This window comes from Phyllobacterium bourgognense, assembly GCF_003337575.1.
Classification (GTDB): domain Bacteria; phylum Pseudomonadota; class Alphaproteobacteria; order Rhizobiales; family Rhizobiaceae; genus Phyllobacterium; species Phyllobacterium bourgognense.
In genome coordinates this window covers 127,865-152,374 of the sequence record NZ_QPJM01000005.1, presented here as the reverse complement: position 1 = coordinate 152,374, position 24,510 = coordinate 127,865, and the positions used below count along the sequence as shown (strand labels likewise).

Annotated in this window: 26 protein-coding genes; 9 read left to right on the top strand and 17 right to left on the bottom strand. The window is 55.8% G+C overall.

Annotation, left to right across the window (positions count from 1 at the left end):
• Positions 1–2: 2 nt before the first annotated feature.
• From bamA to C7476_RS11335, 9 genes are all read right to left on the bottom strand, one after another.
• Complete coding sequence (gene bamA, locus C7476_RS11375; protein WP_114430043.1) at positions 3–2,378, bottom strand: outer membrane protein assembly factor BamA; 2,376 nt, start codon at positions 2,376–2,378, stop codon at positions 3–5.
• A gap of 229 nt (positions 2,379–2,607) precedes the next feature.
• Entirely contained in the window at positions 2,608–3,747 is a 1,140-nt protein-coding gene (rseP, locus tag C7476_RS11370; RefSeq protein ID WP_114430042.1) for an RIP metalloprotease RseP, read from the bottom strand.
• 43 nt (positions 3,748–3,790) lie between these two features.
• Positions 3,791–4,621, bottom strand: coding sequence for a phosphatidate cytidylyltransferase (locus C7476_RS11365; protein ID WP_114430041.1), 831 nt, complete (start codon positions 4,619–4,621; stop codon positions 3,791–3,793).
• Between the two features lie 67 nt (positions 4,622–4,688).
• Complete coding sequence (locus C7476_RS11360) at positions 4,689–5,408, bottom strand: isoprenyl transferase (RefSeq protein ID WP_114430040.1); 720 nt, start codon at positions 5,406–5,408, stop codon at positions 4,689–4,691.
• 147 nt (positions 5,409–5,555) lie between these two features.
• Positions 5,556–6,116 carry a ribosome recycling factor gene (gene frr, locus C7476_RS11355; protein WP_114430039.1) on the bottom strand — a complete coding sequence of 187 codons (561 nt, stop codon included), beginning with the start codon at positions 6,114–6,116 and terminating at the stop codon, positions 5,556–5,558.
• 43 nt (positions 6,117–6,159) lie between these two features.
• A complete protein-coding gene (pyrH, locus tag C7476_RS11350) occupies positions 6,160–6,882 on the bottom strand; it encodes a UMP kinase (RefSeq protein WP_114430038.1) in 723 nt (240 codons plus the stop codon).
• A gap of 88 nt (positions 6,883–6,970) precedes the next feature.
• Positions 6,971–7,894: a translation elongation factor Ts gene (gene tsf, locus C7476_RS11345; protein WP_114430037.1), complete on the bottom strand. Its 924-nt coding sequence runs from the start codon at positions 7,892–7,894 to the stop codon at positions 6,971–6,973.
• A 118-nt stretch (positions 7,895–8,012) separates the two neighbouring features.
• Positions 8,013–8,819, bottom strand: coding sequence for a 30S ribosomal protein S2 (gene rpsB / locus C7476_RS11340; RefSeq protein WP_114430036.1), 807 nt, complete (start codon positions 8,817–8,819; stop codon positions 8,013–8,015).
• A gap of 534 nt (positions 8,820–9,353) precedes the next feature.
• Complete coding sequence (locus C7476_RS11335; protein ID WP_114430035.1) at positions 9,354–10,175, bottom strand: cell envelope integrity EipB family protein; 822 nt, start codon at positions 10,173–10,175, stop codon at positions 9,354–9,356.
• Positions 10,176–10,293: 118 nt separating this feature from the next.
• Between C7476_RS11335 and C7476_RS11330 the strand changes: the two genes are divergently transcribed.
• Genes C7476_RS11330 through C7476_RS11305 form a run of 6 tightly spaced genes read left to right on the top strand, consistent with a single transcriptional unit; the run spans position 10,294 to position 13,676 of the window.
• Complete coding sequence (locus C7476_RS11330; RefSeq protein WP_114430034.1) at positions 10,294–10,758, top strand: RidA family protein; 465 nt, start codon at positions 10,294–10,296, stop codon at positions 10,756–10,758.
• Positions 10,759–10,760: 2 nt separating this feature from the next.
• Complete coding sequence (locus tag C7476_RS11325; protein ID WP_114430033.1) at positions 10,761–11,480, top strand: glycerophosphodiester phosphodiesterase; 720 nt, start codon at positions 10,761–10,763, stop codon at positions 11,478–11,480.
• Between the two features lie 54 nt (positions 11,481–11,534).
• Positions 11,535–11,762 (top strand): type II toxin-antitoxin system RelB family antitoxin, encoded by a 228-nt coding sequence (relB, locus tag C7476_RS11320; protein ID WP_114430032.1) that lies wholly within the window; start codon positions 11,535–11,537, stop codon positions 11,760–11,762.
• Positions 11,746–12,015 carry a type II toxin-antitoxin system RelE family toxin gene (locus tag C7476_RS11315; protein ID WP_114430031.1) on the top strand — a complete coding sequence of 90 codons (270 nt, stop codon included), beginning with the start codon at positions 11,746–11,748 and terminating at the stop codon, positions 12,013–12,015. Before relB ends, C7476_RS11315 begins: the two co-directional genes overlap by 17 nt.
• A 24-nt stretch (positions 12,016–12,039) precedes the next feature.
• Positions 12,040–13,233 (top strand): GNAT family N-acetyltransferase, encoded by a 1,194-nt coding sequence (locus C7476_RS11310; RefSeq protein ID WP_425373971.1) that lies wholly within the window; start codon positions 12,040–12,042, stop codon positions 13,231–13,233.
• Between the two features lie 11 nt (positions 13,234–13,244).
• Complete coding sequence (locus C7476_RS11305; protein WP_114430029.1) at positions 13,245–13,676, top strand: HIT family protein; 432 nt, start codon at positions 13,245–13,247, stop codon at positions 13,674–13,676.
• Here the strand turns inward: C7476_RS11305 and C7476_RS11300 are convergent.
• The 5 genes from C7476_RS11300 to C7476_RS11280 form a co-directional block, all read right to left on the bottom strand.
• Complete coding sequence (locus C7476_RS11300) at positions 13,662–14,009, bottom strand: AzlD domain-containing protein (protein ID WP_114430028.1); 348 nt, start codon at positions 14,007–14,009, stop codon at positions 13,662–13,664. The two genes, C7476_RS11305 and C7476_RS11300, sit on opposite strands and share 15 nt — an antisense overlap.
• The gene (locus tag C7476_RS11295) at positions 14,006–14,761 is read right to left on the bottom strand and encodes an AzlC family ABC transporter permease (RefSeq protein ID WP_114430027.1); all 756 of its coding nucleotides are present in this window, start codon (positions 14,759–14,761) and stop codon (positions 14,006–14,008) included. Before C7476_RS11295 ends, C7476_RS11300 begins: the two co-directional genes overlap by 4 nt.
• 66 nt (positions 14,762–14,827) lie before the next feature.
• A complete protein-coding gene (gene clpA, locus C7476_RS11290; RefSeq protein WP_114430026.1) occupies positions 14,828–17,296 on the bottom strand; it encodes an ATP-dependent Clp protease ATP-binding subunit ClpA in 2,469 nt (822 codons plus the stop codon).
• Between the two features lie 6 nt (positions 17,297–17,302).
• Positions 17,303–17,656, bottom strand: a complete 354-nt coding sequence (gene clpS, locus C7476_RS11285; RefSeq protein ID WP_112529322.1) for an ATP-dependent Clp protease adapter ClpS — start codon at positions 17,654–17,656, stop codon at positions 17,303–17,305.
• A 195-nt stretch (positions 17,657–17,851) separates the two neighbouring features.
• Positions 17,852–18,184, bottom strand: a complete 333-nt coding sequence (locus tag C7476_RS11280; protein WP_114430025.1) for a phasin family protein — start codon at positions 18,182–18,184, stop codon at positions 17,852–17,854.
• Positions 18,185–18,430: 246 nt separating this feature from the next.
• On the opposite strand from C7476_RS11280, the gene C7476_RS11275 reads away from it, so the two are divergent.
• Both C7476_RS11275 and C7476_RS11270 read left to right on the top strand, forming a co-directional pair.
• Positions 18,431–19,804 carry a D-alanyl-D-alanine carboxypeptidase gene (locus C7476_RS11275; RefSeq protein ID WP_114430192.1) on the top strand — a complete coding sequence of 458 codons (1,374 nt, stop codon included), beginning with the start codon at positions 18,431–18,433 and terminating at the stop codon, positions 19,802–19,804.
• 50 nt (positions 19,805–19,854) lie between these two features.
• Positions 19,855–20,124 carry a hypothetical protein gene (locus C7476_RS11270; RefSeq protein ID WP_114430024.1) on the top strand — a complete coding sequence of 90 codons (270 nt, stop codon included), beginning with the start codon at positions 19,855–19,857 and terminating at the stop codon, positions 20,122–20,124.
• On the opposite strand, the gene C7476_RS11265 is transcribed toward C7476_RS11270, so the two are convergent.
• Together C7476_RS11265 and C7476_RS11260 are read right to left on the bottom strand one after the other, a co-directional pair.
• Positions 20,121–20,558, bottom strand: coding sequence for a DUF1489 family protein (locus C7476_RS11265; RefSeq protein WP_114430023.1), 438 nt, complete (start codon positions 20,556–20,558; stop codon positions 20,121–20,123). The genes C7476_RS11270 and C7476_RS11265 overlap by 4 nt on opposite strands.
• A gap of 207 nt (positions 20,559–20,765) precedes the next feature.
• Positions 20,766–22,166, bottom strand: coding sequence for an L-serine ammonia-lyase (locus C7476_RS11260; RefSeq protein WP_114430022.1), 1,401 nt, complete (start codon positions 22,164–22,166; stop codon positions 20,766–20,768).
• A gap of 217 nt (positions 22,167–22,383) precedes the next feature.
• On the opposite strand from C7476_RS11260, the gene C7476_RS11255 reads away from it, so the two are divergent.
• The gene (locus C7476_RS11255; protein WP_114430021.1) at positions 22,384–23,103 is read left to right on the top strand and encodes a DUF599 domain-containing protein; all 720 of its coding nucleotides are present in this window, start codon (positions 22,384–22,386) and stop codon (positions 23,101–23,103) included.
• On the opposite strand, the gene C7476_RS11250 is transcribed toward C7476_RS11255, so the two are convergent.
• On the bottom strand, positions 23,098–24,297 hold the full coding sequence (locus C7476_RS11250; protein ID WP_114430020.1) for an MFS transporter: 1,200 nt from the start codon (positions 24,295–24,297) through the stop codon (positions 23,098–23,100). The two genes, C7476_RS11255 and C7476_RS11250, sit on opposite strands and share 6 nt — an antisense overlap.
• Positions 24,298–24,510 lie beyond the last annotated feature (213 nt).

The following is a 24,510-nucleotide window of genomic DNA, read 5'->3' as shown; positions in this document are numbered from 1 at the left end:
TATCAGAACTTGCTCGACATGCCGAAGTTGAAATTCTGGACCTGATCGCCTTCAACCTTTTTGACCGGCACAGCATAATCGAAGCGCAGCGGACCGAATGGAGACGCCCACATGATACTGGCACCGACCGATGCACGCCATTCCATTTCGGTTGTGCCTGCAGCTTCTGAAAGATCGTTGCCATACAGGGTGGCCGCATCGGCGAAAAAAGCACCGCGGATGCCTATGCTTTCCGGAACAACAGGCATCGGGAACTGCGTTTCCACTGATCCGCTGAAGTAGGTCGTACCGCCGAGGAAGCTGCCGTCGTCATCATCCACCGTCAAATCTCGTGGACCGATACCGGCATATTTGAAACCGCGGATCATTTCGCTGTTGTTCTTGAACAGATCGAACACGCGAAGGTCTTCGTCGCCGAAGCCAGCAATGTAACCCGCACCAACGCCGACCAAGCCAACAATGTCCATCTCGTCGGACAGCGTCTTGTAATACTGACCTTTGAACGTTGTCTTCAGGAAGTTGGCGTCACCGCCGATACCCGCATATTCCTGATTGAATTTCGCGTAGATGCCGTCACGCGGGTTCTTTGTATCGTCGATCGTATTATAGGTCAGCGACCAGCTAACCGAGGACTTGATCCATGGGCTTTCCTCTGCCGCATCGATGAAAGCCTGAGAAATTTCGGTCGGATCCGGAATGTCCGTCCCCGGTATCATGGCATCGTTATCAATCTCATACTTTTCTTCGGTGAGATTGTAGGCAACGCCGGCCGTCAAATCATCGGTGATAGGCAGACCGAAGCGAATGGTACCGCCGGTCAAGTCCGTCTCGTACTTGTTGTTCACACCCGATTGGCGCTTGAAGATATCGAAGCCGGCTGCGATGCGCTGACCGAGGAAGTATGGCTCGGTAAACGACAGCGAATAGGAGCGATTATTATCCAGACCGCCACCCGCTGCAATACGGATGTATTGGCCACGGCCGAGGAAATTGCGCTCTGTGATGGAGGCTTCAACCGTCGGTCCTGGATTTTCACCGCCGGTCGTATAGCCACCGCCGATGGAGAATTCACCAGTCGATTTCTCGATGACGTCGACGACAAGAACAACCTGATCAGGCTGCGAACCGGGCGCGGTCGAGATGTTGACTGTCTGGAAGAATTGCAGAGCCTCGAGGCGGCGCTTGGCGCGCTGGATCAGAACCTGGTTGAAGGCATCGCCTTCACTGACATCGAATTCGCGGCGGATGACGAAGTCACGCGTCTTTTCATTGCCGCGGATTTCAATGCGCTCGACATAGGCGCGCGGCCCCTGATCGATGGCATAGGTCACGGAAATCGTGTGATTTTCGAAGTTACGATCGCCGCGCGGCTCAACCTTGGCGAAGGCGTAACCCTGACCGGCAACCTTTTCGGAAACCTTGATGATCGAGTCTTCGACTTCCTTGGCGTTGTAGGTATCGCCTTCGCGGGTCTCGACAAGTCCGTTCAGCTGCGAGGTATCGACGCCCTCGACCGAGCTTTCGATCTGAACGCCGCCGAACTTGTACTTCTCACCTTCTTCAACTGTGACGGTGATCGTGTAGTCGTTGGTGGCTGGATCGAGTTCAGCTGTTGAAGAAATCACGCGGAAATCCGCGTAACCGCGATTGTAGTAGAACCGGCGAAGCGCCTCCTCGTCTGCGCGAAGGCGATCTTCGCTGTAAACGTCGTTTCGTGTCAGCCAGGAAAGCGGGGTGGACCTTTTGGTCGAAATCACGTCGCTCAGGCGGCGATTGCCAAAGGCCTGATTGCCAACGAAATTGATCTTGGCAATCTTGGTGCGATCGCCTTCATTGATCTCGAATACAACGTTGACGCGCCCTTCGCCCAGATCCATCGTCCGGCCGGAGACCGTGGCATCGCTGCGGCCGACGTTACGGTATGCGGCACGCACGGCCTCGACATCGGCATCAAGCGTCGCCTGGTCGAACGCGGCGCGCGGCTTCAACTGCACAGCATTTTGCAGCGCAGGATCCTTGATCTTCTTGTTGCCCTGGAAAATGACCTGGTTGACAACCTGATGCTCATTGACCTGAACGATCAGTGTTCCACCCGACTGGCTGATGCGCACATCGCTGAACAGGCCAGTACCGAACAGACGCTTGGTTGCCGCATCGATGTCCGCATTGGAAAAAGGCTTGCCGGGCGTAATCCCCAGATTGTCGCGAACCGTCTGGGCATCCACGCGTGTATTACCACGCACTTCAATGCGGCTTACGGTTGCTGCCTCTGCTACCGTTACGCCTGCTACCGTGGTTACGATTGCACCCGAACTCACAAGAGCCGCTGATATGGCGAGCGCTGACGCTGCACCAACAAATTTTGAACTTGCCGCCATAGGCCTTATGAACCTTCGTTTCTCGTTGTCCCCGGGCGAGACCCCGGAATAAGCACTTACTCGCACACCGTCATAGCCGGTTTTTACATACACGCAAGGCTTACGGTTAAAATCTGTTTACTTCACAAGAAAGCGTGGCATCCATGCCACGCCAATCGAAGCTTATAGTAAACAGATCATGTCGCTTGACCAGCCAGCGCCTCAAATTTTCATCAATGTTTAACGTTTGCTACTGGCAAGCAAAAAGATCGTTAAACACAACAAACCCCATGAATCCTAAGACTAAAAAGAATCCGGCGCGAAAGAAAATCTCTTGAACCGCCGGCCTGACGGGCCTGCCGATGACGGCTTCAGCTGCGTAGAAGACCAGATGCCCGCCATCGAGAGGCGGCAAGGGAAACAAATTGAGCAGGCCGATACCAATGGACAGCATTGCCGTTAGCTGGATAAGCCAATCAATGCCCTGGCTAGCCGCTTGCCCTGCCATTGTGGCGATCTTGACAGGCCCTCCCAATTGGCACTTGTCTTCACGCCCCGCGAAAAATCGGCTGAAAAACTGACCGGTGCGAGCGATGATAAACCCGCTTTCACGCACAGCCTGAACAACTGATTCGACAGGGCCGTATTCGATCCGCCGGAAGTTCCCCAACTCCTGATTGTTGACCACACCGATCACTGCAATCTTGATAGTGTTCCCCAGCGGGTCCTTTTGCTCCAGTAGCTCAGGTGTCGCGGTCAGTTGAACTTCCTGGCCCTTGCGCTCCACTACAAAATTTATGGCATCTCCGGCACGCGAAGACACGTGACGCTGAACGTCCGAAAAGGTCTCGACTTTGTCGCCATCTACGCTGATGAAACGGTCACCGGGCTGGAATCCGGCAACTGCTGCAGGACCACCGGGGCGGACTTCCGCTACCATAGGGTCCGCAACCATCTTGCCATAAAGAGAGAAGAACACTGAAAAAATGGCAACGGTGAGCAATATATTGAAGGCGGGGCCGGCAAAGACAGTGGCGGCACGCTTCCAGACCGGCTGGGTATGAAAGGCCACCGCCCGCTCTTCCGGGGTCATCGCTGCAGCCGGCGTTCCTACGGAGCTGGATACGCCCTCGTCGCCGGCAAATTTGACGTACCCGCCGAGCGGAATTGCCGAAAGTTTCCAGCGCGTGCCCTTGCGATCGGTGAACCCGATCAACTCTGGCCCGAAGCCGACGGAGAATGCCTGGACACCAATTCCGCACCACCGTCCTACAAGGTAGTGACCCATTTCGTGGACGAAAACCACGACGGTCAGAACAATCAGGAATGGCAGAATCGTTCCGATCAAAACGCTCTGGGTACCGAAGAGAGTATGCAGTGTTTCTGTCAATATATCCTCCGGGCCAGTCAGATGGCCCTGTGGGTTCGCTCGGCTAGAAAAGAATGTCGTATGGCGTTTCCGGTGTCACCAGAATTGCCCCGATGACGTATAGCAATGCTGCTGCAGCTACAAGCCCGTCGACCCGGTCCATCACACCACCGTGACCGGGGATGAGCTGGCCGGAGTCCTTGATGCCAAATCGACGTTTCACCCATGATTCGCCGAGATCGCCGATCTGGGCGATGATCGATAATAACAGTGCGATCAGAGGAACGGAAACGCTGCCCGTCGGCGTGATAAAGGCGGCAAAACCGACGCCGGCCGCTACCCCTGCTGCTGCGCCGCCAATTGCGCCCGACCAGGTCTTGTTGGGCGAGAAGCGCGGCGCCAGCTTTGGCCCGCCAAGCGCCCGTCCATTGAAAAACGCAAAGATATCGGTCGCCCAGACGACGGCGAACAGGAACAGGATTGCCGCAAACCCATCGCCTGTATCGCCGCGCAACAATGTCAGGGCGATGGCTGGAAAGCCGGCGTAGATGAGGCCGAATGCCGGCCAATAGCCATTGGCCCGCCCGCCTATTGCGGCAACAAGCGCCGCGCCTGCAAACAACACGCTGATCATGGTCAAGACATCTTGGGTGAAGAGGAGGACCACCATTACACAGACCAGGCAAGCCCACACCAGACCGCGAGTGACGGATGTGGACCGCTGGAATGTGATGAGCTGCCATTCGTAAAACACGCTCAAGCCAATGGCGCAGGCCAGAATGCCGAAGGCAAAGCCGCCGATGGAAGTAAGAACAACCGTAATGACGATAAGGACAATCGCGCTCAGAACGCGTTTTTGCAAATTGGAAAGACCACTAGAGCCAATTCCGATCATATTGCACCAGTTCTGTTTCTCGGATGCGGAGACAATCCACGCGAAGGACCGGAATTGGCTCTAAAGGTCACAGAGCGATTTCCTGCGCCGCCACACCGCCGAAGCGCCGTTCACGCATCTGGAATGTCTCTACGGCTTCAGCCAGATGCGAGGGACGGAAGTCGGGCCAATAGCAGGGCATGAACATGAATTCCGAATAGGCCGCCTGCCAAAGAAGAAAGTTCGACAGGCGCATTTCACCGCTGGTGCGGATAATCAGATCTGGATCAGGGATCTCGGCTGTATCCAGCCGCACCGATATGGCTTCGGGCGTAATGTCGCCAAGGGCGATAACACCCGATGCAACATCCGCAACAAGGCGCTGAACTGCGCGGGTTATTTCATTGCGTGAACCATAATTGAAGGCAATAACCAGCGTGAGCCCGGTATTTCTGACCGTCAGCGTTTCCGCTTCCTCGAGGAGGCTGCGAATGTCCTTGGCCAGATCCTGCCGTTCTCCAATGATCCGCACCCGGACATTCTCTCTGTGCAGATCAGCGAGATCGCGCCTGATGAAGAGTTTCAGAAGTCCCATGAGATCGGTAACTTCCGAGCGCGGCCGCGACCAGTTTTCGGACGAGAACGCAAACAGCGTCAGGAAAGGTATATCCATCTTGCCCGCGGCGCGGATAACCTCACGCAGCGAATCGACGCCAGCCTTGTGGCCAGCCGTCCGCGGCAGTCCCCTCGCCTTTGCCCAACGGCCATTTCCATCCATGATGATGGCAATGTGGCGCGGATTGGACATTGGCTTTGACCTCCAGTGGGACTGCTTACGCTATTATCGGTTCGAACATATTCGAGAATTCACCTCATGAGACATGTGGCTTGGTATTCGAGAACCGGAGCACTGGAAAACGCAACACATATCCATCGAGTGGCGATCAAAAGTTTCTCAAACCTGCATGATTTCCGCTTCTTTGACAGCAACGACTTTATCCATTTCTGCAATGGTGTCATCTGTCAGTTTCTGGACTTTTTCGGACAGGACACGATTGTCGTCCTGACTGATATCGCCGTCCTTTTCCAACCTCTTCAATTCGTCCATGCCGTCGCGGCGAACGTGACGCGCTGCGACCTTGGCATGCTCGACATATTGATGGGCGATCTTGACCAGTTCCTTACGGCGCTGCTCGTTGAGTTCAGGCAACGGAATACGCAAATTGTTGCCGTCGGTAATCGGGTTGAGGCCAAGACCGGACTCGCGGATCGCGCGCTCAACCTTGCCAACCATCGACTTGTCCCAGACGGACACGGCGAGCATTCGCGACTCTGGCACAGTGATATTGGCAACCTGATTGAGAGGCATCTGCGAACCATAGGCTTCGACTGTGATGGGTTCCAGCAGGCTTGCCGAAGCGCGACCGGTGCGTAGCCCGCCGAGATCGTGTTTCAGCGCCTGTATGGCACCGTCCATGCGGCGCTTCAGGTCGTTCAGATCGAGTGCGTCACTCATGCTCAATGCTCCTTATTCTTGGCGGAACTGCCCGGCAGAACTATCAATGGTCCGATACGACCGTTGCACGTCCTCTACCCTGTAGCACTTCTGCAAAACCACCCTTTTCATGGATCGAATAGACGATTATTGGGATATTATTTTCACGTGCAAGAGCTACAGCCGTCGTATCCATTACAGCGAGCCCGCGATCCAGCACGTCCTTGTGGGTCAAATGATCAAACCGCACAGCATTTGGGTCTTTTTTAGGATCCGCCGAATAAATTCCGTCAACCTGGGTGCCCTTGAACAGGGCATCGGCACCAATCTCTGCTGCACGCAGCGCGGCTGCGGAGTCGGTCGTAAAGAAGGGATTGCCAGTGCCTCCGGCAAAGATCACAACTTTGCCCATGTCCATATATTCGGTCGCCAGCCTTTGCGAAAACGTCTCGCAGAATTCAGGCATGGTTACCGCCGAAAGGACAACCGTGTCGATGCCGAGCTTCACCAGTGAAGTGCGCAGCGCCAAAGAGTTGATCACCGTTGCCAGCATACCCATGTGGTCGCCGGTAACCCGGTCTCCGCCTTTGGAGGCTACAGCTACGCCGCGAAAAATATTGCCGCCGCCGATGACCACGCCAACCTGCACACCCAATGCACGAGCTTCCGCAATATCGCTGGCAATTCGATCGGCGACGGCCACATCAATGCCGAAGCCCTGATCGCCCATGAGAGCTTCCCCTGAGGCTTTGAGCACAACGCGTTTGTAAACTGCCGTACCAGCCATGGAACCTTCCTCAACGTCGTTTCGAATTCCGGATACACGAAGGGCACCGCGTTGTCACGCGATGCCCTTTGATTTCAGCAGGCTAAGATTACTTCTTCACAGCTGCGGCAACTTCAGCTGCAAAGTCGGTCTCTTCCTTCTCGATGCCTTCGCCAAGGGCAAAACGGACGAATGCCGTGATCTTGGCCGGTGCACCGATCGTCTTTTCCGCTTCTTTAAGAGCAGCCTCGACGGTCAGATCCGGATTGATGACGAAAGCCTGCGAGAGAAGCACAACTTCCTCGTAGAATTTGCGTAGACGGCCTTCCACCATTTTCTCGATGATGTTCTCAGGCTTGCCCGATTGACGGGCCGACTCGGTAAAGACTGCCTTTTCACGCTCAACAGCAGCTGGATCGACCTCGGCGGCAGTCAGGGCAAGCGGGTTGGTCGCCGCGACATGCATTGCGACCTGACGGCCGAAAGCCTGTGCGACGTCGGCGTTGCCGGCAGTTTCGATCGCTACGAGAACGCCGAGCTTGCCGAGGCCGTCGGAAACAGCGTTGTGAATATAGGTTGCGACAACACCTTCATTGACCGTCAATGCTGCCGAGCGGCGGAACGAAAGGTTCTCACCAATTGTACCAACGGCGTCCTTGATCGTATCGACAACCGACTTGCCCGATGAAGGATAGGTCGCAGCGGCAACCGCAGCGGTCGAACCATCGGTCGTCAATGCCACATTGGCAACATTGCGGACGATGTCCTGGAATGCGTCGTTGCGAGCTACGAAATCGGTCTCGGAGTTGACCTCGACAACGACAGCCTTTTTGCCGTTCGATGCAACGCCGACGAGACCTTCGGCAGCCGTACGGCCAGCCTTCTTGTCTGCCTTCGAAATACCCTTGGCACGCAGCCAATCGACAGCGGCTTCCATGTCGCCATTGGTTTCAGTCAGGGCCGCTTTGCAGTCCATCATGCCGGCGCCGCTGATCTCGCGAAGTTCTTTTACTTGTGCAGCAGTAATGCTCATTCTAGTCGCCTCTTCTCAAAGCGAAGGCATACTGGAGAAACCAGCATGCCAACTTTGCGGCGCGCTATGCGCCAATCGAATCATTGTTAATCACCCGATACGACGGGTGTATGAAACCTCAAGCGGAGGCTTCACCTTCCTGAGCAGGCGCTTCGGCTGAAACCTCAGCCGGGGCTTCGAGCGCAGGCTCGACAGGAGCTTCTTCCTGTGCACCGATATCCATGCCCAGCGAACCCTGCTGACGCAGAATGCCATCGAGTGCCGCCTTGGCGATCAGATCGCAGTAAAGCGAAATCGCGCGCGATGCGTCATCATTGCCGGGAATCGGGAAATCGATCTGGTCCGGATCACAATTGCTGTCGATCACGGCGACAACCGGGATACCCAGACGCTTGGCTTCCTGGATGGCGATGGCTTCCTTGTTGGTATCGATGATGAAGATGAGGTCCGGAACCGAACCCATGTTCTTGATACCGCCAAGTGCACGGTTGAGCTTCTCGCGCTCACGGTCGAGGTTCAGACGCTCCTTCTTGGTGAAGCCCTGAGCTTCGCCGGAAAGAAGTTCGTCCAGCTTGCGCAGACGCTGAATGGAATTCGAAATCGTCTTCCAGTTGGTCATCATGCCGCCGAGCCAGCGGGCATTGACGTAATACTGGGCCGAACGGGTTGCGGCGTCGGCAATGATGTCCGAGGCCTGACGCTTGGTGCCAACGAACAGAACGCGGCCACCACGGGCTACGGTGTCCGAAACCTTCTTCAGCGCTGTATTGAGCAGCGGATAGGTCTGGGCCAGGTCGAGAATGTGAATGTTGTTGCGGGAACCATAAATATATGGTGCCATTTTCGGGTTCCAGCGATGTGTCTGGTGGCCGAAGTGAACGCCAGCTTCAAGGAGCTGACGCATGCTGAAATCAGGCAATGCCATCTCTTGTATTTCCTTTTCCGGTTGAACCTCCACGGGAAGAGGCGGGAAAACCCGCCACCGGAGGCCATATCGGATTTCTCCCGATATCAACCCAAATCCCGTGTGTGGAATGAAGCGGCTGTTAATGGATAATTGCGCAATAAGCAAGTGCGGGGACGATAAAACTCAGAGTCGTGCATTTTAATGTCGCAAAAACAAGTGCGTGTTTCGGCAAGCTCACCATGAGGGAGGTGGGGCGCTTGCACGGAGTCACGTTCCGCAATGGCGGCAATTAGTTATGCGGCCTACAACTGCCCTCATGGTGAGCTTGTCGAACCACGCACAATGGAATTGCCGCCCAGTAATACTATCGATGCAGCTCCGACGCTTTATACAAACTGCCACTCGCAGGCAGTCCATTTTCGTCGTAATCAAGAATTTCCTCGGCCGTGCGTCGGTCCAAGCAAGGCATCGCAGCCAAGCGATGGCGTATCTCTGCGAGTGCCTCAATTAGTGCTATTCCTTGGGATTGCTGTTTATCGCCTGGCATAGCACCTACTTCGTGCACTTCGGGGCATCGAATAACTGCAGATCAACGAGCTTCCCTGTCATCGAGAAATCGCCATAGTCCATCTTGAGATCGCGCGTCACGCCATTGCGATACATCTTGAAATTGATCCGGTAGCTCGGCAGCCCCTCCGTCTTCTCATTGTCGTCGAAATAAGCGATCGAAACCGGCCACGTCGTTTCTTTTGCTAGCGAGCCCATATTTTTTGACTCGTCGTCATCGGAAACCGCAGATTTGCCGATAACCACCGTGGTCGCCATTACCTTGTCGGCATCTTCCGATCCGTCGAACAGTTTTGTCTGGTAGAAAACTTCCCCGGCCAACGCCTTGGAGATCAGATCCTGCATGTGGCGCGTTGGAAACTGTGACAGCTCGAGATCTTCTTTGCTTGCCTCTGGCTTTGTCAGCGAAATTTCCGTCTTGTCCTTGAGCAGTGCGGCGTCGCCGCGCACCTCCTTGGTCAAGCTCTGGTCAACGAATGTCTTGTTGACGAAGCGGAATTTGTCGCCGTTGCCCGACTCGAATGTCGTCGTCTGCTGATCAGTCACCCGCTGCGGCTGTTCTTCCATGTCAACGCGGGTGACGAAACGAAAATTCGTCGTATAACCCTCGCAATCCGAGCCGTTGAATTCATAGACCATGCGGCCTGTCAAACCCGTTATGCCGCTACTGTCCTGCGCGCTGTCCAGTTTGAGATCGTAAATGGCGCGATGCGGAACGAGAGTCGCGGTTCCAGCTGCAAAAGCCATTGAGGAGCCGGTCAGGCCCAAGGCACCGAGACTGAAAACAACAACAGGTAGAATGCGCATCGAAAGATTCTCCAATATTTGAACGTGCATATTAAAATAACTCTTGGCGGAAGCGAGGCAAAAATCGCAACTTCGTTCACAATCGCTCGCGATTCCGGAAACATAAGGAAATAATCCCATGACCAGCACCATCGAAAAACGTTTGCAGGAGCTTGGTATAACGCTGCCTGTAGCAGCGGCACCGGCAGCCAATTACGTTCCTTTCGCCCGGACCGGCTCCCTGCTTCTGACGTCAGGGCAATTGCCGCTGGCAGGCGGAAAGCTCATCCACACCGGGCTTTTGGGTGCCGAGCTGAACGTCGCACAGGGCCAGGAAGCAGCCAAAGCCTGCGCGATCAATGTTCTGGCGCAGGCGAAAGCGGCGCTGGACGATCTCGAACGGATCATGCGGATAGTGAAAATTACGGTGTTCGTTGCATCGACGCCGGATTTCGTCGAGCAGCACCTCGTCGCCAACGGTGCCTCGGATCTACTCGTTGCCGTCTTGGGCGATGCAGGCCGTCATGCACGCTCGGCTGTGGGCACGGCCGCCCTGCCCCTGAACGCACCGGTCGAAATTGAAGCCATTATCGAGGTTCGTTGAACATGCCTTCTGTTGATTGGTTGAAAAGCGTGCCGATCGCGCATCGTGGTTTGCACGATCTGAACAACAAGCGCTGGGAGAATACTCTGTCGGCGTTTGACGCCGCCGCAGGCGCCGGCTTTGCCATCGAATGCGACGTCCATCTCTCTGCTGACGGCAAAGCCATTGTCTTCCACGATGGTACGCTCGACCGGGTGACAGGGAGCAAAGGCAATATCGACGAGCTGACAGCCGAGCAAGCCGGCAAACTTCGTGTCGGCGGCACACAGGATCATGTGCCGACGCTGGCTCAGGCCCTCAAGTTGATTGACGGCCGCGTGCCCATCGTCATCGAACTCAAGGGAATTCCCGGGCGCGATGAGGGCCTGGTCAAGGCGGTTGCCAACGATCTAGCCGAATATGACGGCCTGGCAGCCATCATGTCCTTCGATCACCACCTGATCCGCCGTTTCGGCAAAGACGCGCCGGGCATTCCCGCCGGACTGACCGCCGAGGGTCTTCGCGATGAGGATCTCGAAGCGCATTTTTCCATGCTGGCCTACGGTATCGACTTTGTCTCCTACAACGTCCACCATCTGGAAAACCGTTTTGTCGAACTTGTCCGGGGAACGATGGACATGCCTGTCATCTCATGGACGGTAAGGAGCATCGCCGAAAAGGCCATCAGCGACGCCCTTGTCGATCAAATCACTTTCGAGGGATTTGATCCGCATTTGACTTGAAAGCAAGAGCTCCTTCTTCTAAGATTGGTATACACGTAAACCAAGGGTTGAGCTATGAGTAAACAAACAGCGATCAGGCTTCCGGACGAAACCTATGAGCGGCTGCAGGCATTATCCGCAAGGACTGGGCGCACGACCACCTTCTACATCAAACAGGCAATCGAAGAACATTTGGAAGACCTTGAAGACCTCTACCTTGCTGAGCAAGCTTTACTACGCCTGAAACGTGGTGAATCTGAAATTATAAGCGCGGAGGAATTCTGGCGTGGCTTGGTCGATTGAGTATGATCGCCTGGCACGTAAATCCATAGAAAAACTGGACTTGCAAACCCGTATTCGTATCTACAAATATCTAAATGATCGAATTGCCAATCTAGCTGATCCACGCCAGACCGGGAAAGCGCTGCAAGGTTCCGAACTTGGAAATCTATGGAGATATCGCGTGGGCGACTATCGTGTCCTGTGCGACCTGCAGGATCATCGCCTCGTGGTGTTGGTTGTCGAGATCGGGCATCGCCGCGAAATCTATAACTAAAATATTCTGCGAGGCTAGAAAGCCATTTCTACAATAACACAGCCTGACTATGGCAATTTCACCTTGCGCGTCTGCGATGGCGTTGGCGCGTTCACGCAAACGGAGTGGTCGGAGCTCTCCGGGACATCGCGCGGGGCGCCTGATTACAATCCTTTCCTGTCGCATGCCTTCCTGTCTGCGCTCGAAGATTCCGGTTGCGTCGCGCGCAAGGCCGGCTGGCTGCCGCAGTTTCTACGTCTGGAGGATGGTTGTGGCACTTTGATCGGTGCCGTCCCCTGCTATTTGAAGAGCCATAGCCAGGGCGAGTATGTCTTCGATCACGGCTGGGCCGATGCGTTCGAGCGGGCCGGCGGGCGCTATTATCCGAAATTGCAGGCGAGCATTCCTTTCACCCCCGCTACAGGTCCGCGGCTGCTGGTCCGGCGCGATCGGGATGGCGATGCGGTTCGGGCTGCTCTCGCCAATGGCCTGCGTCAGCTCACCCTTCAACTCGGCGTTTCGTCAGCCCACTCCACCTTCGTCACCGAAACGGAACTGCCTCCCTTCACCGACGCGGATTTCCTGCACCGCATAGACCAGCAGTTTCATTTCTTCAATGAAGGCTATTCCACCTATGATGATTTTCTGGCAACGCTCGCCTCGCGCAAACGTAAAGCGCTGAAGAAGGAACGCCGCGAGGCCCTCGCTGACGGCATCACCATCGAACGACTGACCGGCGGCCAGCTCACCCCGGAAATCTGGGATACTTTTTTCGCATTCTATATGGATACCGGCAGCCGCAAATGGGGTCGCCCTTATCTCAATCGCAAGTTCTACACATTGATCGGCGAGCGCATGCCGGATGACATCGTACTGGTGATGGCGCGGCGGGACGGACGCTACATTGCTGGCGCCATCAATTTCATAGGATCGGACCGGCTCTTTGGCAGGCATTGGGGCTGCATCGAAGATCACCGTTTTCTGCATTTCGAGGTCTGTTATCATCAGGCGATCGACTTTGTTATCGAAAGAAAACTGCGTGTCGTCGAGGCCGGCGCTCAGGGTGAGCACAAGCTTGCACGTGGATATCTACCCGTGACAACGCATTCCGTGCATTATCTTGCTCATCCAGGATTGCGGCGCGCCATCGATGATTTTCTTGAGCGTGAGCGCGAGGATGTCGCCTTGATGAATCATGTTCTCAACGAGCACACGCCCTTCAAGAAGTCCGACCAATAAAGAGGTACGCCATGACCCCACCCTATGATGCAAACAACATATTCGCGAAGATCCTGCGTGGGGAAATCCCGTCACACAAGCTTTTCGAAGATGAGGAAACCTATGCCTTCATGGACGTCATGCCGCAAGGCAAAGGTCATTGCCTTGCGATAATCAAGGCGCCGTTCCGCAATATCCTGGATGTTGACGAAGCCAGTCTGTCAGCCGTCATCAAAACCACGCAGAAGCTCGCACGCGCGGTCAAAGCGGCTTTCGACGCCGATGGTGTCACTGTCATCCAGTTCAACGAACCAGCCGCCGGGCAGACGGTTTTCCACCTGCATTTCCACGTCATTCCGCGTTTTGACGGCGTCGCTCTGCGGCCGCATACGGGGCAGATGGAGGATCAGAACGTCCTGGCCGAAAACGCAGAGAAAATCAGGCAGGCTCTAGGTCAACAGTAGTCCGCAGAGCAGGACGGCTTCGCCGGCGATCACGCTGATGATTACACGTCTTCCGAGAGCGAGATATGCAACGAAGCCTGCTGCGGCTGCACCTATCCGCAGAAACACAGAGGTCTCCGCCAGCGCTCCGCTCGGATAGAGGATTAATTGGGCGATGACTCCTGCGACAAGCGCCGTGGCGACGGCTCGCACTGCGATCAAAGCTTCGGAATCTTCACGGACCCGGCCACCGATAAACACGCCAATGAACCGCCAGACATCTGTGGGTAACCACCCTGCGAGCAGGATGAACAGATAGGGCCACCACCAATCAGTCAGGCTCTGCCAGGTCATCCGGCGGCGCTCCTCTTGGCCAGATGGACATAGGCCATGGTCACAATCCCTCCGGCAACACCGGTGAGCAGCAGATCATAGGCCGGCGCGATGGAATGCATGACGGGGAACAGCAGTAGGCCTGAAACCATGGCGACATGCACCGATCGATCGCGCGCTGAACCCCACAGCGACGTCAAAAAATACATTGGCGTCAAGAAGAACAACGCAGCGAAAACCATGGGCGGGAAATCGGTCGAGAGAACATAGACCACAGCCACCACGAGTGTGTTGGTCAACGTCAACGTGATACCCAGACCGGCGAAATAACTCGTGCGCATATCGCGCGGAACATGCTTGAGCCGCTCCATGCCGACTACCCAAGCGGTGACGGCAATGAAATGCGACAGAAACAGCAAGGTAATCTTCCGCGTCTTGGGTCCGCGCATTTCCGGCACGAAAGCCGCCACCATTGGCATCAGGCGGATCGACGACAGGCCGACAGCAATTGCCGCGCCGAATAGTGAATAACCGCCCGCAATTGCACCGATCAGGACGATATTGGCGGGAAGAGCCCAGATAATGGCGACCATGAACGTCGCCTGTAGCAAGGTCACGCCATTTTCACTGGCAAACCCGGCAAAGCCCACATGCGCTGTCATCAGGATCAACGCAGGAATGCTTGTGATCAGGGATGCACCTGACAGAAACCACGAAAAACGGGTTCTCACGTTCTCATCCGCATGGTGGGAGGGCAATCCGGAATCAGCCATGCCTCAGCGATAAACGGAAGAACGGATGCCATCAAGAAAAAGGCCACCCGAAGGTGGCCTTTTTGATTATTTCTTCCGCGGCACTTTTGGCACAGACGCCTTGGGTGGCAGCGAAGCGACGTTCCTGGTGGCCGACACATCGGCCCCCGCTTTTTCAAGCGGCTTCTTCGGTGCCGGCTTCTTCTTTGCCAGAGGCTTCTTTTCGACCGGTATTTCCTTCTTCGGCTTCACCACGACTTCGTCGGCGATGTAGTCGAGAATCAGACCTTTCGAACCATCAGGCTTCTCGGCAACCGAAACGCGGACGGTACCGCCCTTCTTCAGCCTGCCAAACAGCACCTCATCCGCCAGCGGCTTCTTGATGTGCTCCTGAATGACGCGGCCAAGCGGCCGAGCGCCCATGCGGTCGTCGTAGCCCTTCTCGGCAAGCCAGGCGATGGCCTCCTGCTGCAGATCAAACGTCACGCCGCGGTCGGCAAGCTGTGCCTCGAGCTGGATGACGAATTTCTGCACCACCTGATGGATAACCGGAACCGGCAACGCACCGAACGGAATGATCGCATCGAGACGGTTGCGGAACTCCGGCGTGAACAGCCGGTTGATCGCTTCCATGTCATCGCCTTCACGACGCGACGAACCGAAGCCGATTGCCGCTCTCGCCGCATCGGACGCGCCCGCATTGGTCGTCATGATCAGAATCACATTGCGGAAATCGATCTGCTTGCCGTTGTGATCAGTCAGCTTGCCGTGATCCATGACCTGCAACAGGATATTGAACAGGTCCGGATGCGCCTTTTCGATTTCATCGAGCAGCAGCACGCAATGCGGATGCTGATCGACGCCGTCGGTCAGAAGGCCGCCCTGATCAAACCCGACGTAACCGGGAGGCGCACCGAGCAAGCGCGATACCGTGTGACGCTCCATATATTCCGACATGTCGAAACGCAGCAGTTCCACACCAAGCGAGGCAGCCAATTGCTTGGCGACTTCGGTCTTGCCGACGCCGGTTGGACCGGAGAACAGGTAGGATCCGATCGGCTTTTCCGGCTCGCGCAGGCCGGCACGTGCCAGCTTGATCGACGACGACAGCGCTTCGATGGCCAGGTCCTGACCGTAGACGACGCGCTTCAGTTCCGCCTCGAGATTGGAGAGCACGGCTTCGTCGTCTTTCGAAACAGTCTTCGGCGGGATGCGGGCCATCGTGGCGATGGTCGCTTCGATTTCCTTCACGCCGATCGACTTCTTGCGTTTCGCCTCCGGCAACAGCATCTGGCTGGCACCGGTCTCGTCGATGACATCGATCGCCTTGTCCGGCAATTTGCGGTCATTGATGTAGCGCGCTGAAAGTTCGACCGCCGACTTGATCGCTTCCACAGTGTACTTGACCTTGTGGAAGTCTTCGAAATATGGCCGCAGACCCTTCATGATCTCGATTGCATCGGGGATCGAGGGTTCATTGACATCGATCTTCTGGAAACGGCGCACAAGTGCCCTGTCCTTCTCGAAGAACTGGCGAAACTCCTTGTAAGTCGTTGAACCGATGCAACGAATGGCACCCGTCGAAAGCGCTGGCTTCAGGAGGTTGGATGCATCCATCGCACCACCTGACGTGGCCCCGGCACCGATAATCGTGTGGATTTCGTCGATGAACAGGATCGCACCCGGAAACTCTTCGAGCTCCTTGATGACCTGCTTCAGACGTTCTTCGAAATCACCGCGATAGCGCGTTCCCGCGAGCAACGTGCCCATATCCAATGAGAATACGGTCGCATCGTTGAGGACGCTTGGAACCTTGCCTTCGACGATGCGCTTGGCGAGACCTTCGGCAATGGCGGTCTTGCCAACGCCGGGATCGCCGACGTAAAGCGGATTGTTCTTCGAACGGCGGCAAAGGATCTGGATCGTCCGGTTGATCTCCTGATCACGGCCGATAAGCGGATCGATCTTGCCGGCTTTGGCGCGATCATTCAGGTTGATGCAGTAGGCCGACAAGGCGTCCTGCTTCTTCTTGGTCACGCCCTCTTCCGACTCAGCGGCATGGCTGTCTTCGTTGGGGCTCTCGGCTCCGAGCGGTGTGCGCGGCTCCGAGGCGCCGGGGCGCTTGGAGATTCCATGGGAAATGTAGTTGACCGCATCATAGCGGGTCATCTGCTGTTCCTGCAGGAAGAAAGCCGCATGGCTTTCGCGTTCGGCAAAAATAGCGACAAGAACGTTAGCTCCGGTCACTTCTTCGCGGTTGGAGGATTGGACGTGGATGACCGCACGCTGGATGACGCGCTGGAAAGCCGCAGTCGGCTTCGAATCCTCATCGTAACCGGTGACAAGGTTATCCAGTTCGTTGTCGACGTAGTCGGTCACAGTTCGCGTCAGTTGAGCCAAGTCGACATTGCACGCACGCATGACACTGCTTGCATCCTGATCATCGATCAGCGCGAGAAGCAGATGCTCCAGCGTCGCATACTCGTGATGATGCTCGTTGGCAATTGTCAGCGCCTGATGCAGGGCGCGCTCCAGACTAGGTGAGAAAGATGGCATGAAACCTCACTTTTTCTCCATCACGCATTGCAGCGGATGTTGGTTTTGCCGCGCATAGTCCATGACTTGGGTCATCTTGGACTCCGCGACCTCATAGGTAAAGACACCACATTCTCCGACCCCATGATTATGCACATGGAGCATGATGCGTGTAGCATCTTCTCTGTTCTTCTGGAAAAACCGCTCCAGGACGTGGATGACGAATTCCATGGGTGTGTAATCGTCATTCAGAAGCAACACGCGATAAAGACTCGGCTTTTTCAGTTTGGGTTTGGTCCGGGTTATGACAGCCGTTCCCCGGCCGGGGCCGTTGCCGCTTCCCTTGTCCTCATCCTGCATCATGGGTGAAAACCGCTTCATCTCTTCCGATACCCGCATTCTCATAGTGTGTCGCTTTATGCATTCTATGTAGGTCGCTCTGGCTTGATTTTAAGCCCTCTCCTGAAGCTTGCAATATCAAGTTGCGGTTGCAAAGGCCGAATTGCCCCGCAGAAATAAAAAAAGCCCGATTACGCGTGGCAGCCGGGCTTTTTGTAGTGGCAAAGTAGATGATATTTACTTCGTCACCTTCGCTACGGCTGCCTCATAGGGCTTGTAGGCTTCCTTGGCGAGATCGGCATAGAGCTCACCGAATTTCGTCGCCTGAGCAACAAAGGCTTCATATGCCTTTTTCGAAAAGACGCTGTGGGTTTCAAATATCTGTTCAGGCGACTTGATGGTAGCCAGCTTTTCGATGAGTACGCTGCTCTCTTCGAATGATTTTTTGGAATAGTCGGCCGCCTCGTTGGCGATCGTGTGCAACCCATGGGTGAGAGCCGAAACGCTCTTCATCGCGGTATTGGCAAATTCCTTGCTCGATTCATTCAGAGTTTCGAACGGAGTGGCCATTTGTAGATCCTTTCAAAGTTGAAATTTCCTACCCACCCAGAGGTAGGGTGCAGTGCACAAAAAGTCAAATTTATACCGCACTGCAATATTAATCTAAAATTTAACCCAAATATTGCGGAAAAGGTGAACGGTCCGGTTACCATAAACAGTTTGGTAACGCTGGTGCGACTAAAGTCCACAAATTCGTTCTGATGTATCAGGGTCATCAGGAAAGTTTCTACGCGCATATTCGAGCAGGTGTTGATTGTGCATCATAAGGCCCACCAAGGTTCCAACTACGTACAAAAATTGGGTTATGCATTTCTGGCTCTGCTGTTAGGCGCCGGGATAAACATTGCTGAGTCGCCTTCGGCAGTCGCAGCTTCGAAAGAAGCGGCTATCGTCGTCGATGCCAATACGGGCAAGACGCTGTATTCATCCAATGCGGATGCGCAGCGCTACCCGGCTTCCCTGACGAAGATGATGACGATTTATATGCTGTTCGATGCTATGGCATCCGGCAAGGTTTCCAAATCGACACCAATTCCCGTCTCTGCCTACGCAGCAGCGCAGCCACCAACGAAAGTTGGCTTCCAGCCCGGACAGACGATAAGTGCGGAAGCTGCGATTCTCTCGCTTATCACCAAGTCCGCAAACGACTCGGCCACAGCTATCGCAGAGTTCCTTGGCGGATCGGAACCACGCTTTGCCGTGATGATGACCAACAAGGCCCGCCAACTTGGCATGCGCAATACGCAATTTCGCAATGCAAACGGCCTGCCTGACCCCAACCAGCATTCGTCCGCACGCGATCTCGCATTGCTGGGCGTCGCTCTTCGTGAGCATTTCCCACAATATTACAGCTACTTCTCCACCCGAAGCTTCAGCTACCGTGGTCGTCGTATCGTCGGCCACAACCGCCTTCTCGGCAAGATCCAGGGTGTGGATGGTATAAAGACCGGCTATACCCGCGCTTCCGGTTTCAACCTGGTTTCGTCGGTCAGCACTGACGGGAAGAAGCTCGTCGCGGTCGTCATGGGCGGTTCCAGCACGCCGGCACGCGATGCCCAGATGGCTGGTCTCATTGCCAAATATCTTCCGGCGGCATCGCGCCGTGACAGCGGCAATCTGATTGCTTCGCGCAAGAACAGCAAGGTCGAGGTCGCGGCTGTTGAACTCCCCGCGAGCGACGAGGCGCCAATCCCCGTTCAACGTGAGCAGGCAATAGCCGAACAGCCCGCAGAGGTCGTAACGGCTTATGCAGAGCCAGCACCAACTCCATCGCCAGCCGAACGTATTTTGCATGTCCCTGCTCCATCGCCGAAGGTTGAAATCGGCGAAGGCGATGTCGACGAAGTCGATCCGGTGACAACCGCCTCTGCGCCTTCGGGTGGCTGGATGGTGCAGATCGCTTCTGTCGGCAGTTCTGAGGAAGCCAAGGCAATGCTATCCAAGGCCGCAGCGCAGGTTCGCGGTCCGATCGCAGCACTCTCGCCCTATACGGAAAAATTCCAGAAGGGTTCGATAACCTATCACCGCGCTCGCTTTGCCGGCATCCCCTCCGCCAAGGAAGCCAACAATGCTTGTGCCGCACTGAAACGCCAGAAATTCAACTGCTTCGCCATTGCTCCGCAATCGTAAGGCACGCGATCTGAAAGACCCCGATTTGTATAGCGTAAAGGGTTTTGCGAATGTCCAGTACCAAAGAAATACATAGCCCGGCTGATCTGACAGCCAGAGAAACCAAGCCATTTTTCGGCGGCATGCAGGCCCTGCAACAGGCTGCAATGAAGATTGCTGACCTGCGCAGGGGTAATTCTGCCTTCAAGACCATGGATCTGGTGAATGTGCTGCTTTGTCAGGCTGCGCGCACACGCCGCGCCGCCATGCCGCCTGTGCGACTGCGTTTGCACGCTGACAGCCGCAACGGTGTGTCGGCAGTAAGACTTCGGGTCTCCTAGAGCAAGCCTAGAGCCGCAAGCTCGTTACGCAGTTCTGGCGGCAGTTTCGCCCGCCCGATCTTGCCGTGCCCCTCATCGAAGGGCGCGTCTTCGCTGGTCAGATAACGCCAGCCCTGAAACGCCCGGCGCGGCTGCCATTCCGTTGGAATGATGCGCGGGTCGAGCACGAGGTGGCAGCGTGAGATACCTTCATCGTCGGTAAAGGTCCGGATATCCGTCAGTTGCTGGCGGCATTGGACATTTCCTTTGATCACCCAATAGAGCGATCCGCCGTCGAGCAGCTCCTCGACGCGCTTTGGCACCATGCGGGTTGTGTGGAATTGTTCGGCCGACAACCCTGCCCGCCTGCGCTCGTCAAGCCTGAAATCGATCCACGCGGCGAGTTCTTCGATTGCACTGCATCCGACACAGAGTTTTACAAGATTGAGGGCCATGCCCTAGCATTTACGCTTTCAGGTTGTGGCGTCAACCATAATGGCAGCTTCTCCACAAGCGCCGCAAAAGACCGTTGAGAATCCAGCCTGATGAGTTAGCTGGTGCGATTTTCGAGAATCGGAGCGCAGCGGACTTGTTGGTCCGTGAGCACCGGAAGCACAGAAAATCGCGTCAGATGACCAGCAGGGTGGATTGGCAAAGGTCTTTTAACATTCGACGACGTTAACGGCCAACCCGCCAAGACTGGTTTCCTTGTAGCGTTCGTTCATATCGACGCCGGTCTGCCGCATCGTTTCAATACAGGCATCCAGCGGCACGAAATGCGTGCCGTCGCCCTTCACCGCCAGCGAAGCTGCTGTAACCGCCTTCACCGCACCAAGCGCATTGCGCTCGATGCAGGGCACCTGCACAAGACCGGCAACAGGATCGCAGGTCATGCCGAGATGATGCTCCAGCGCGATTTCAGCGGCATTTTCGATCTGCTCTGGCGAACCGCCAAGCACTGCGGCAAGTCCGGCGGCAGCCATGGCGGATGCGGAACCTACTTCGCCCTGACAACCGACTTCCGCGCCGGAAATCGACGCATTGGTCTTGATCACCCCGCCGATAGCCGCCGATGTCAGCAGAAAGTCGCGAATTCCGTTGTCATCGGCATCGTCGTGGAAATGCAGATAGTAGCGCAGCACCGCAGGAACGACGCCGGCAGCGCCATTGGTTGGCGCCGTCACAACTCGCCCGCCCGCTGCGTTCTCCTCGTTGACTGCCATTGCATAGACAGAGAGCCAGTCATTGGCGAGCAACGGATTGATGCGGTTTTGCCGCCACTCTTCCTGCAAGCGGTCGTGCAGGTAACGTGCGCGCCGCTTGACCTTGAGGCCACCCGGCATGATGCCCTCCTGCTCCAGGCCGCGATCGATACAGGAGCGCATCGCAGCCCAGATCCGGTCGAGGCCCGCGTTCAGCTCATCACGGCTCATGAATACTTCTTCGTTGCTGCGTTTCATTTCAGCAATGGAAAGACCGCTTTCCTTCGCCATGCTCATCATCTGAGCGGCATTCTTGAACGGGAAAGGCACCGGATGTTCCGGCTTCGGCGCGGTGCGGGTTTTCGCAGCCTCCAGCTCTTCTTCGGTCACGACGAAACCGCCGCCGACCGAATAGAAAATCCGGCGTAGGAGCAACCGGTCATCGACGTCATAGGCTTCAAATGCCATGCCGTTGGCGTGACCGGGAAGCGGTGTGCGCCGATCCATGATGAGATCGCTCGCGGGATCGAAGCGATAGGACGGATGGCCTTCGGGCGAAATGCGTTTGGTCTGCTTCACGGTCTCGAGCAGTGCGTCCATCTCGTTTGGATCGACGGTGGCCGGCAACAGGCCGCACAACCCGAGAATGACAGCCCGATCGGTTGCATGGCCGATGCCGGTGAAAGCCAGCGAACCATGCAGATGCACGCGCAACCGGTCGACCTTGACGCCGGTCGGCCGAGGCCATTGCCCGCTCTTGAGTTCCTCAAGAAACAGGCTCCCAGCGGTCATCGGACCCATCGTATGGGAACTCGAAGGACCAATGCCGATTTTATACAGATCGAAAACCGACAGAAACATCTGACCACCTTTTCCGGGCGAAGTATTCGCGGCCTATAATGGTCGCTCGCCACCGGTTCCCGCAGCCCGACACCGACTTCACCTTGCGTTTCTACGACATAAGTCAGCCGGCGCAAAAGTCAAAGAAAAAGCCTGTAGTCCCTTCGTTCGCGAGATTTGCGAAGCTATCAAATTCACGTACATTCGAATCGTCAGTTGTTACTCAAAGAGAGATCCAATGGAAGCTGCCCCGAACACATCCTATTGGCTCGACATAGTCGCCCTGGTCTATTTCTTCATTGTTTGGGCGCTGTATTCCCACACCACCGCAAATGGGTTTCTTGGCAAAAAATCGCTGACCTACGAGATGAACCAGGCGCGGCGGCAATGGATGGCGACCATGGCGACACGCGAATTGCGCATGATCGACACGAGCATCATGATCGGTCTGCAGCAGGGCACCGGCTTTTTTGCCTCAACCTCCATTCTGGCGATCGGTGGATGTTTCGGTCTGTTGAACTCCTCCGGCCGCGTTCTGACGCTGTTTCACGACCTGCCGTTCCTCGGCAATACCACCCAGCAATTGTTTGAAACAAAAATCCTTGGGCTTCTCGTTCTCTTCGCCTATGCATTCTTCAAATTCGCCTGGTCATATCGTCTTTTCAACTATTGTTCGATCTTGATCGGCAGCGTTCCAATGGCGCGCGACAAGGGTCCAGACGATCCGGTTGTGCTTGCGGGAATCAATCGCGCCGCAGGGATCAACATTCAGGCAGGCCAGCATTTCAACAGCGGCTTGCGCGGTATCTTCTTTTCAATCGGATATCTCGGATGGTTTTTGCATCCCGTGCTTTTCATGATCACCACGTCGCTGGTTGCCATCGTGCTGCTCAGACGCCAGTTCTTTTCCCGGGCACGCGACGTGCTGATGCAGAACAGCGTCAGCGCTGACCTATAGGCCGCGCGGCAGATAACGCCAGACGAACACGGCCGTGAATATCATCAGCATTGCCAGCGCAATGAAGATCGAGCCGAGATGGAAAAACGTCAGGATGATCGAGTAGAAAAACGCAGGCAAGATCTCGGAAAAATCTAGATAGGTCCGGTAAACCGCCGTCATCTGTGCCCGTTCATGCGGATGGACTGCGCGAATGAATGTCGTTGAGCCAAGCGTGTCGATAGCCACGCAGAAAAACGCTCCAAAAAGCAGCATGATCGCAGCCACCATCGGAAATCTTTCGCCGGCAAGGCCCGCTCCTATGAGTGCCACGGCCAGCAATACAAATACACCGGAAATCGTCCGCATCAGCCCCTTGGCCATGCCAACCTTGCCCCAGAGGATCGAGCCGAGGAGAAACAGGTTGCCGAGCGAAACCAGAAGACCGCCGGCAAGATTGCCCTGCCCCGTCGCCACCATGAGGATCGGCCCGTAGACGAAAAACGTGCTCCAGTAGCACGAGCGCGAAAAGGCGATCAGCCAGGCCAGCCGCAATCTCGGCTGCACGACGAAGCGGCGCACATTGGCGATAGGATTGGCCGGGCGGCTCGGACCTTTTTGCAGCGCCGGATTATCGCTCAGACGGAAATACCAGAACAGCGTCAGCAGCAGCAGCGAGAAACCTATCGATAGTACGAACGGCGCGATCATCCCGACTTGTGTATAGAGGAAGACGCCGAGAAACGGACCGGCGGTCCAGGCAAGCGTCGCCGTTGCCATGCGCACGGACTCTGCGCGGACCAGTTCACCCTTCTTGATGTGATCCATGATGTAGAGGCTGAGCGTGATCGACAAGGTTCCCGAACCGAACGTGCGCAGAAATAGCCCGGCTGCCTGCCCCGGCAGCGTATCGAGCGCGAAGGCACAGCACCCGAGGATCAGCGACACGGTTCCGGCCGTGTAGACCCAGCGCCTGGGAATACGAACGATGAGCAGCGGGATCGACAGCGTCGAGATCAGCCCGAGCAATGACATGCAGGTGTATAGGATGCTGACCCCGCGCTCGCTCTGCATGAGATCGTAGGTCTGAATCGGCACGACACTGGTAATGATCGCCCGTGCCATTGATTCGATGCCAAAGAGGATCGCGAAGACCCGCGCCGTTGGGCGCTTGGCCGTGGTAATCCAGATAGGATGGCGAACCTGATTGATCACTGGGATGACTTTGGGGGCATTGATTCGAGCGTCGCCGGGAGTTTCGGCTCCACGACGAGCGATAGCAGTCAATCAAGCGACATATTATGTCCGTTTCACAGAAACCTTTGAATAGGTAAGAAAAACTTCCCGTACCCGCGCGCCACGGCCATGGATTTTGCCAGCCATGTCGCCTAGCTTGCGCCAATTGCTGCAACTATTGAGTTTTGGACA

Bases quoted from the DNA above. Each gene is read 5' to 3' on its own strand.
- C7476_RS11270 (WP_114430024.1), top strand. From the start codon at position 19,855: ATGTCCAGTACCAAAGAAATACATAGCCCGGCTGATCTGACAGCCAGA.
- relB (WP_114430032.1), top strand. From the start codon at position 11,535: ATGAGTAAACAAACAGCGATCAGGCTTCCGGACGAAACCTATGAGCGG.
- pyrH (WP_114430038.1), bottom strand. From the start codon at position 6,882: ATGGCTGGTACGGCAGTTTACAAACGCGTTGTGCTCAAAGCCTCAGGG.
- C7476_RS11265 (WP_114430023.1), bottom strand. From the start codon at position 20,558: ATGGCCCTCAATCTTGTAAAACTCTGTGTCGGATGCAGTGCAATCGAA.
- C7476_RS11365 (WP_114430041.1), bottom strand. From the start codon at position 4,621: ATGATCGGAATTGGCTCTAGTGGTCTTTCCAATTTGCAAAAACGCGTT.
- bamA (WP_114430043.1), bottom strand. From the start codon at position 2,378: ATGGCGGCAAGTTCAAAATTTGTTGGTGCAGCGTCAGCGCTCGCCATA.
- C7476_RS11255 (WP_114430021.1), top strand. From the start codon at position 22,384: ATGGAAGCTGCCCCGAACACATCCTATTGGCTCGACATAGTCGCCCTG.
- C7476_RS11360 (WP_114430040.1), bottom strand. From the start codon at position 5,408: ATGTCCAATCCGCGCCACATTGCCATCATCATGGATGGAAATGGCCGT.
- C7476_RS11335 (WP_114430035.1), bottom strand. From the start codon at position 10,175: ATGCGCATTCTACCTGTTGTTGTTTTCAGTCTCGGTGCCTTGGGCCTG.
- C7476_RS11300 (WP_114430028.1), bottom strand. From the start codon at position 14,009: ATGACCTGGCAGAGCCTGACTGATTGGTGGTGGCCCTATCTGTTCATC.
- clpS (WP_112529322.1), bottom strand. From the start codon at position 17,656: ATGAAGCGGTTTTCACCCATGATGCAGGATGAGGACAAGGGAAGCGGC.
- C7476_RS11330 (WP_114430034.1), top strand. From the start codon at position 10,294: ATGACCAGCACCATCGAAAAACGTTTGCAGGAGCTTGGTATAACGCTG.
- rpsB (WP_114430036.1), bottom strand. From the start codon at position 8,819: ATGGCATTGCCTGATTTCAGCATGCGTCAGCTCCTTGAAGCTGGCGTT.
- clpA (WP_114430026.1), bottom strand. From the start codon at position 17,296: ATGCCATCTTTCTCACCTAGTCTGGAGCGCGCCCTGCATCAGGCGCTG.
- tsf (WP_114430037.1), bottom strand. From the start codon at position 7,894: ATGAGCATTACTGCTGCACAAGTAAAAGAACTTCGCGAGATCAGCGGC.
- C7476_RS11260 (WP_114430022.1), bottom strand. From the start codon at position 22,166: ATGTTTCTGTCGGTTTTCGATCTGTATAAAATCGGCATTGGTCCTTCG.
- C7476_RS11295 (WP_114430027.1), bottom strand. From the start codon at position 14,761: ATGGCTGATTCCGGATTGCCCTCCCACCATGCGGATGAGAACGTGAGA.
- C7476_RS11325 (WP_114430033.1), top strand. From the start codon at position 10,761: ATGCCTTCTGTTGATTGGTTGAAAAGCGTGCCGATCGCGCATCGTGGT.
- C7476_RS11305 (WP_114430029.1), top strand. From the start codon at position 13,245: ATGACCCCACCCTATGATGCAAACAACATATTCGCGAAGATCCTGCGT.
- frr (WP_114430039.1), bottom strand. From the start codon at position 6,116: ATGAGTGACGCACTCGATCTGAACGACCTGAAGCGCCGCATGGACGGT.
- C7476_RS11280 (WP_114430025.1), bottom strand. From the start codon at position 18,184: ATGGCCACTCCGTTCGAAACTCTGAATGAATCGAGCAAGGAATTTGCC.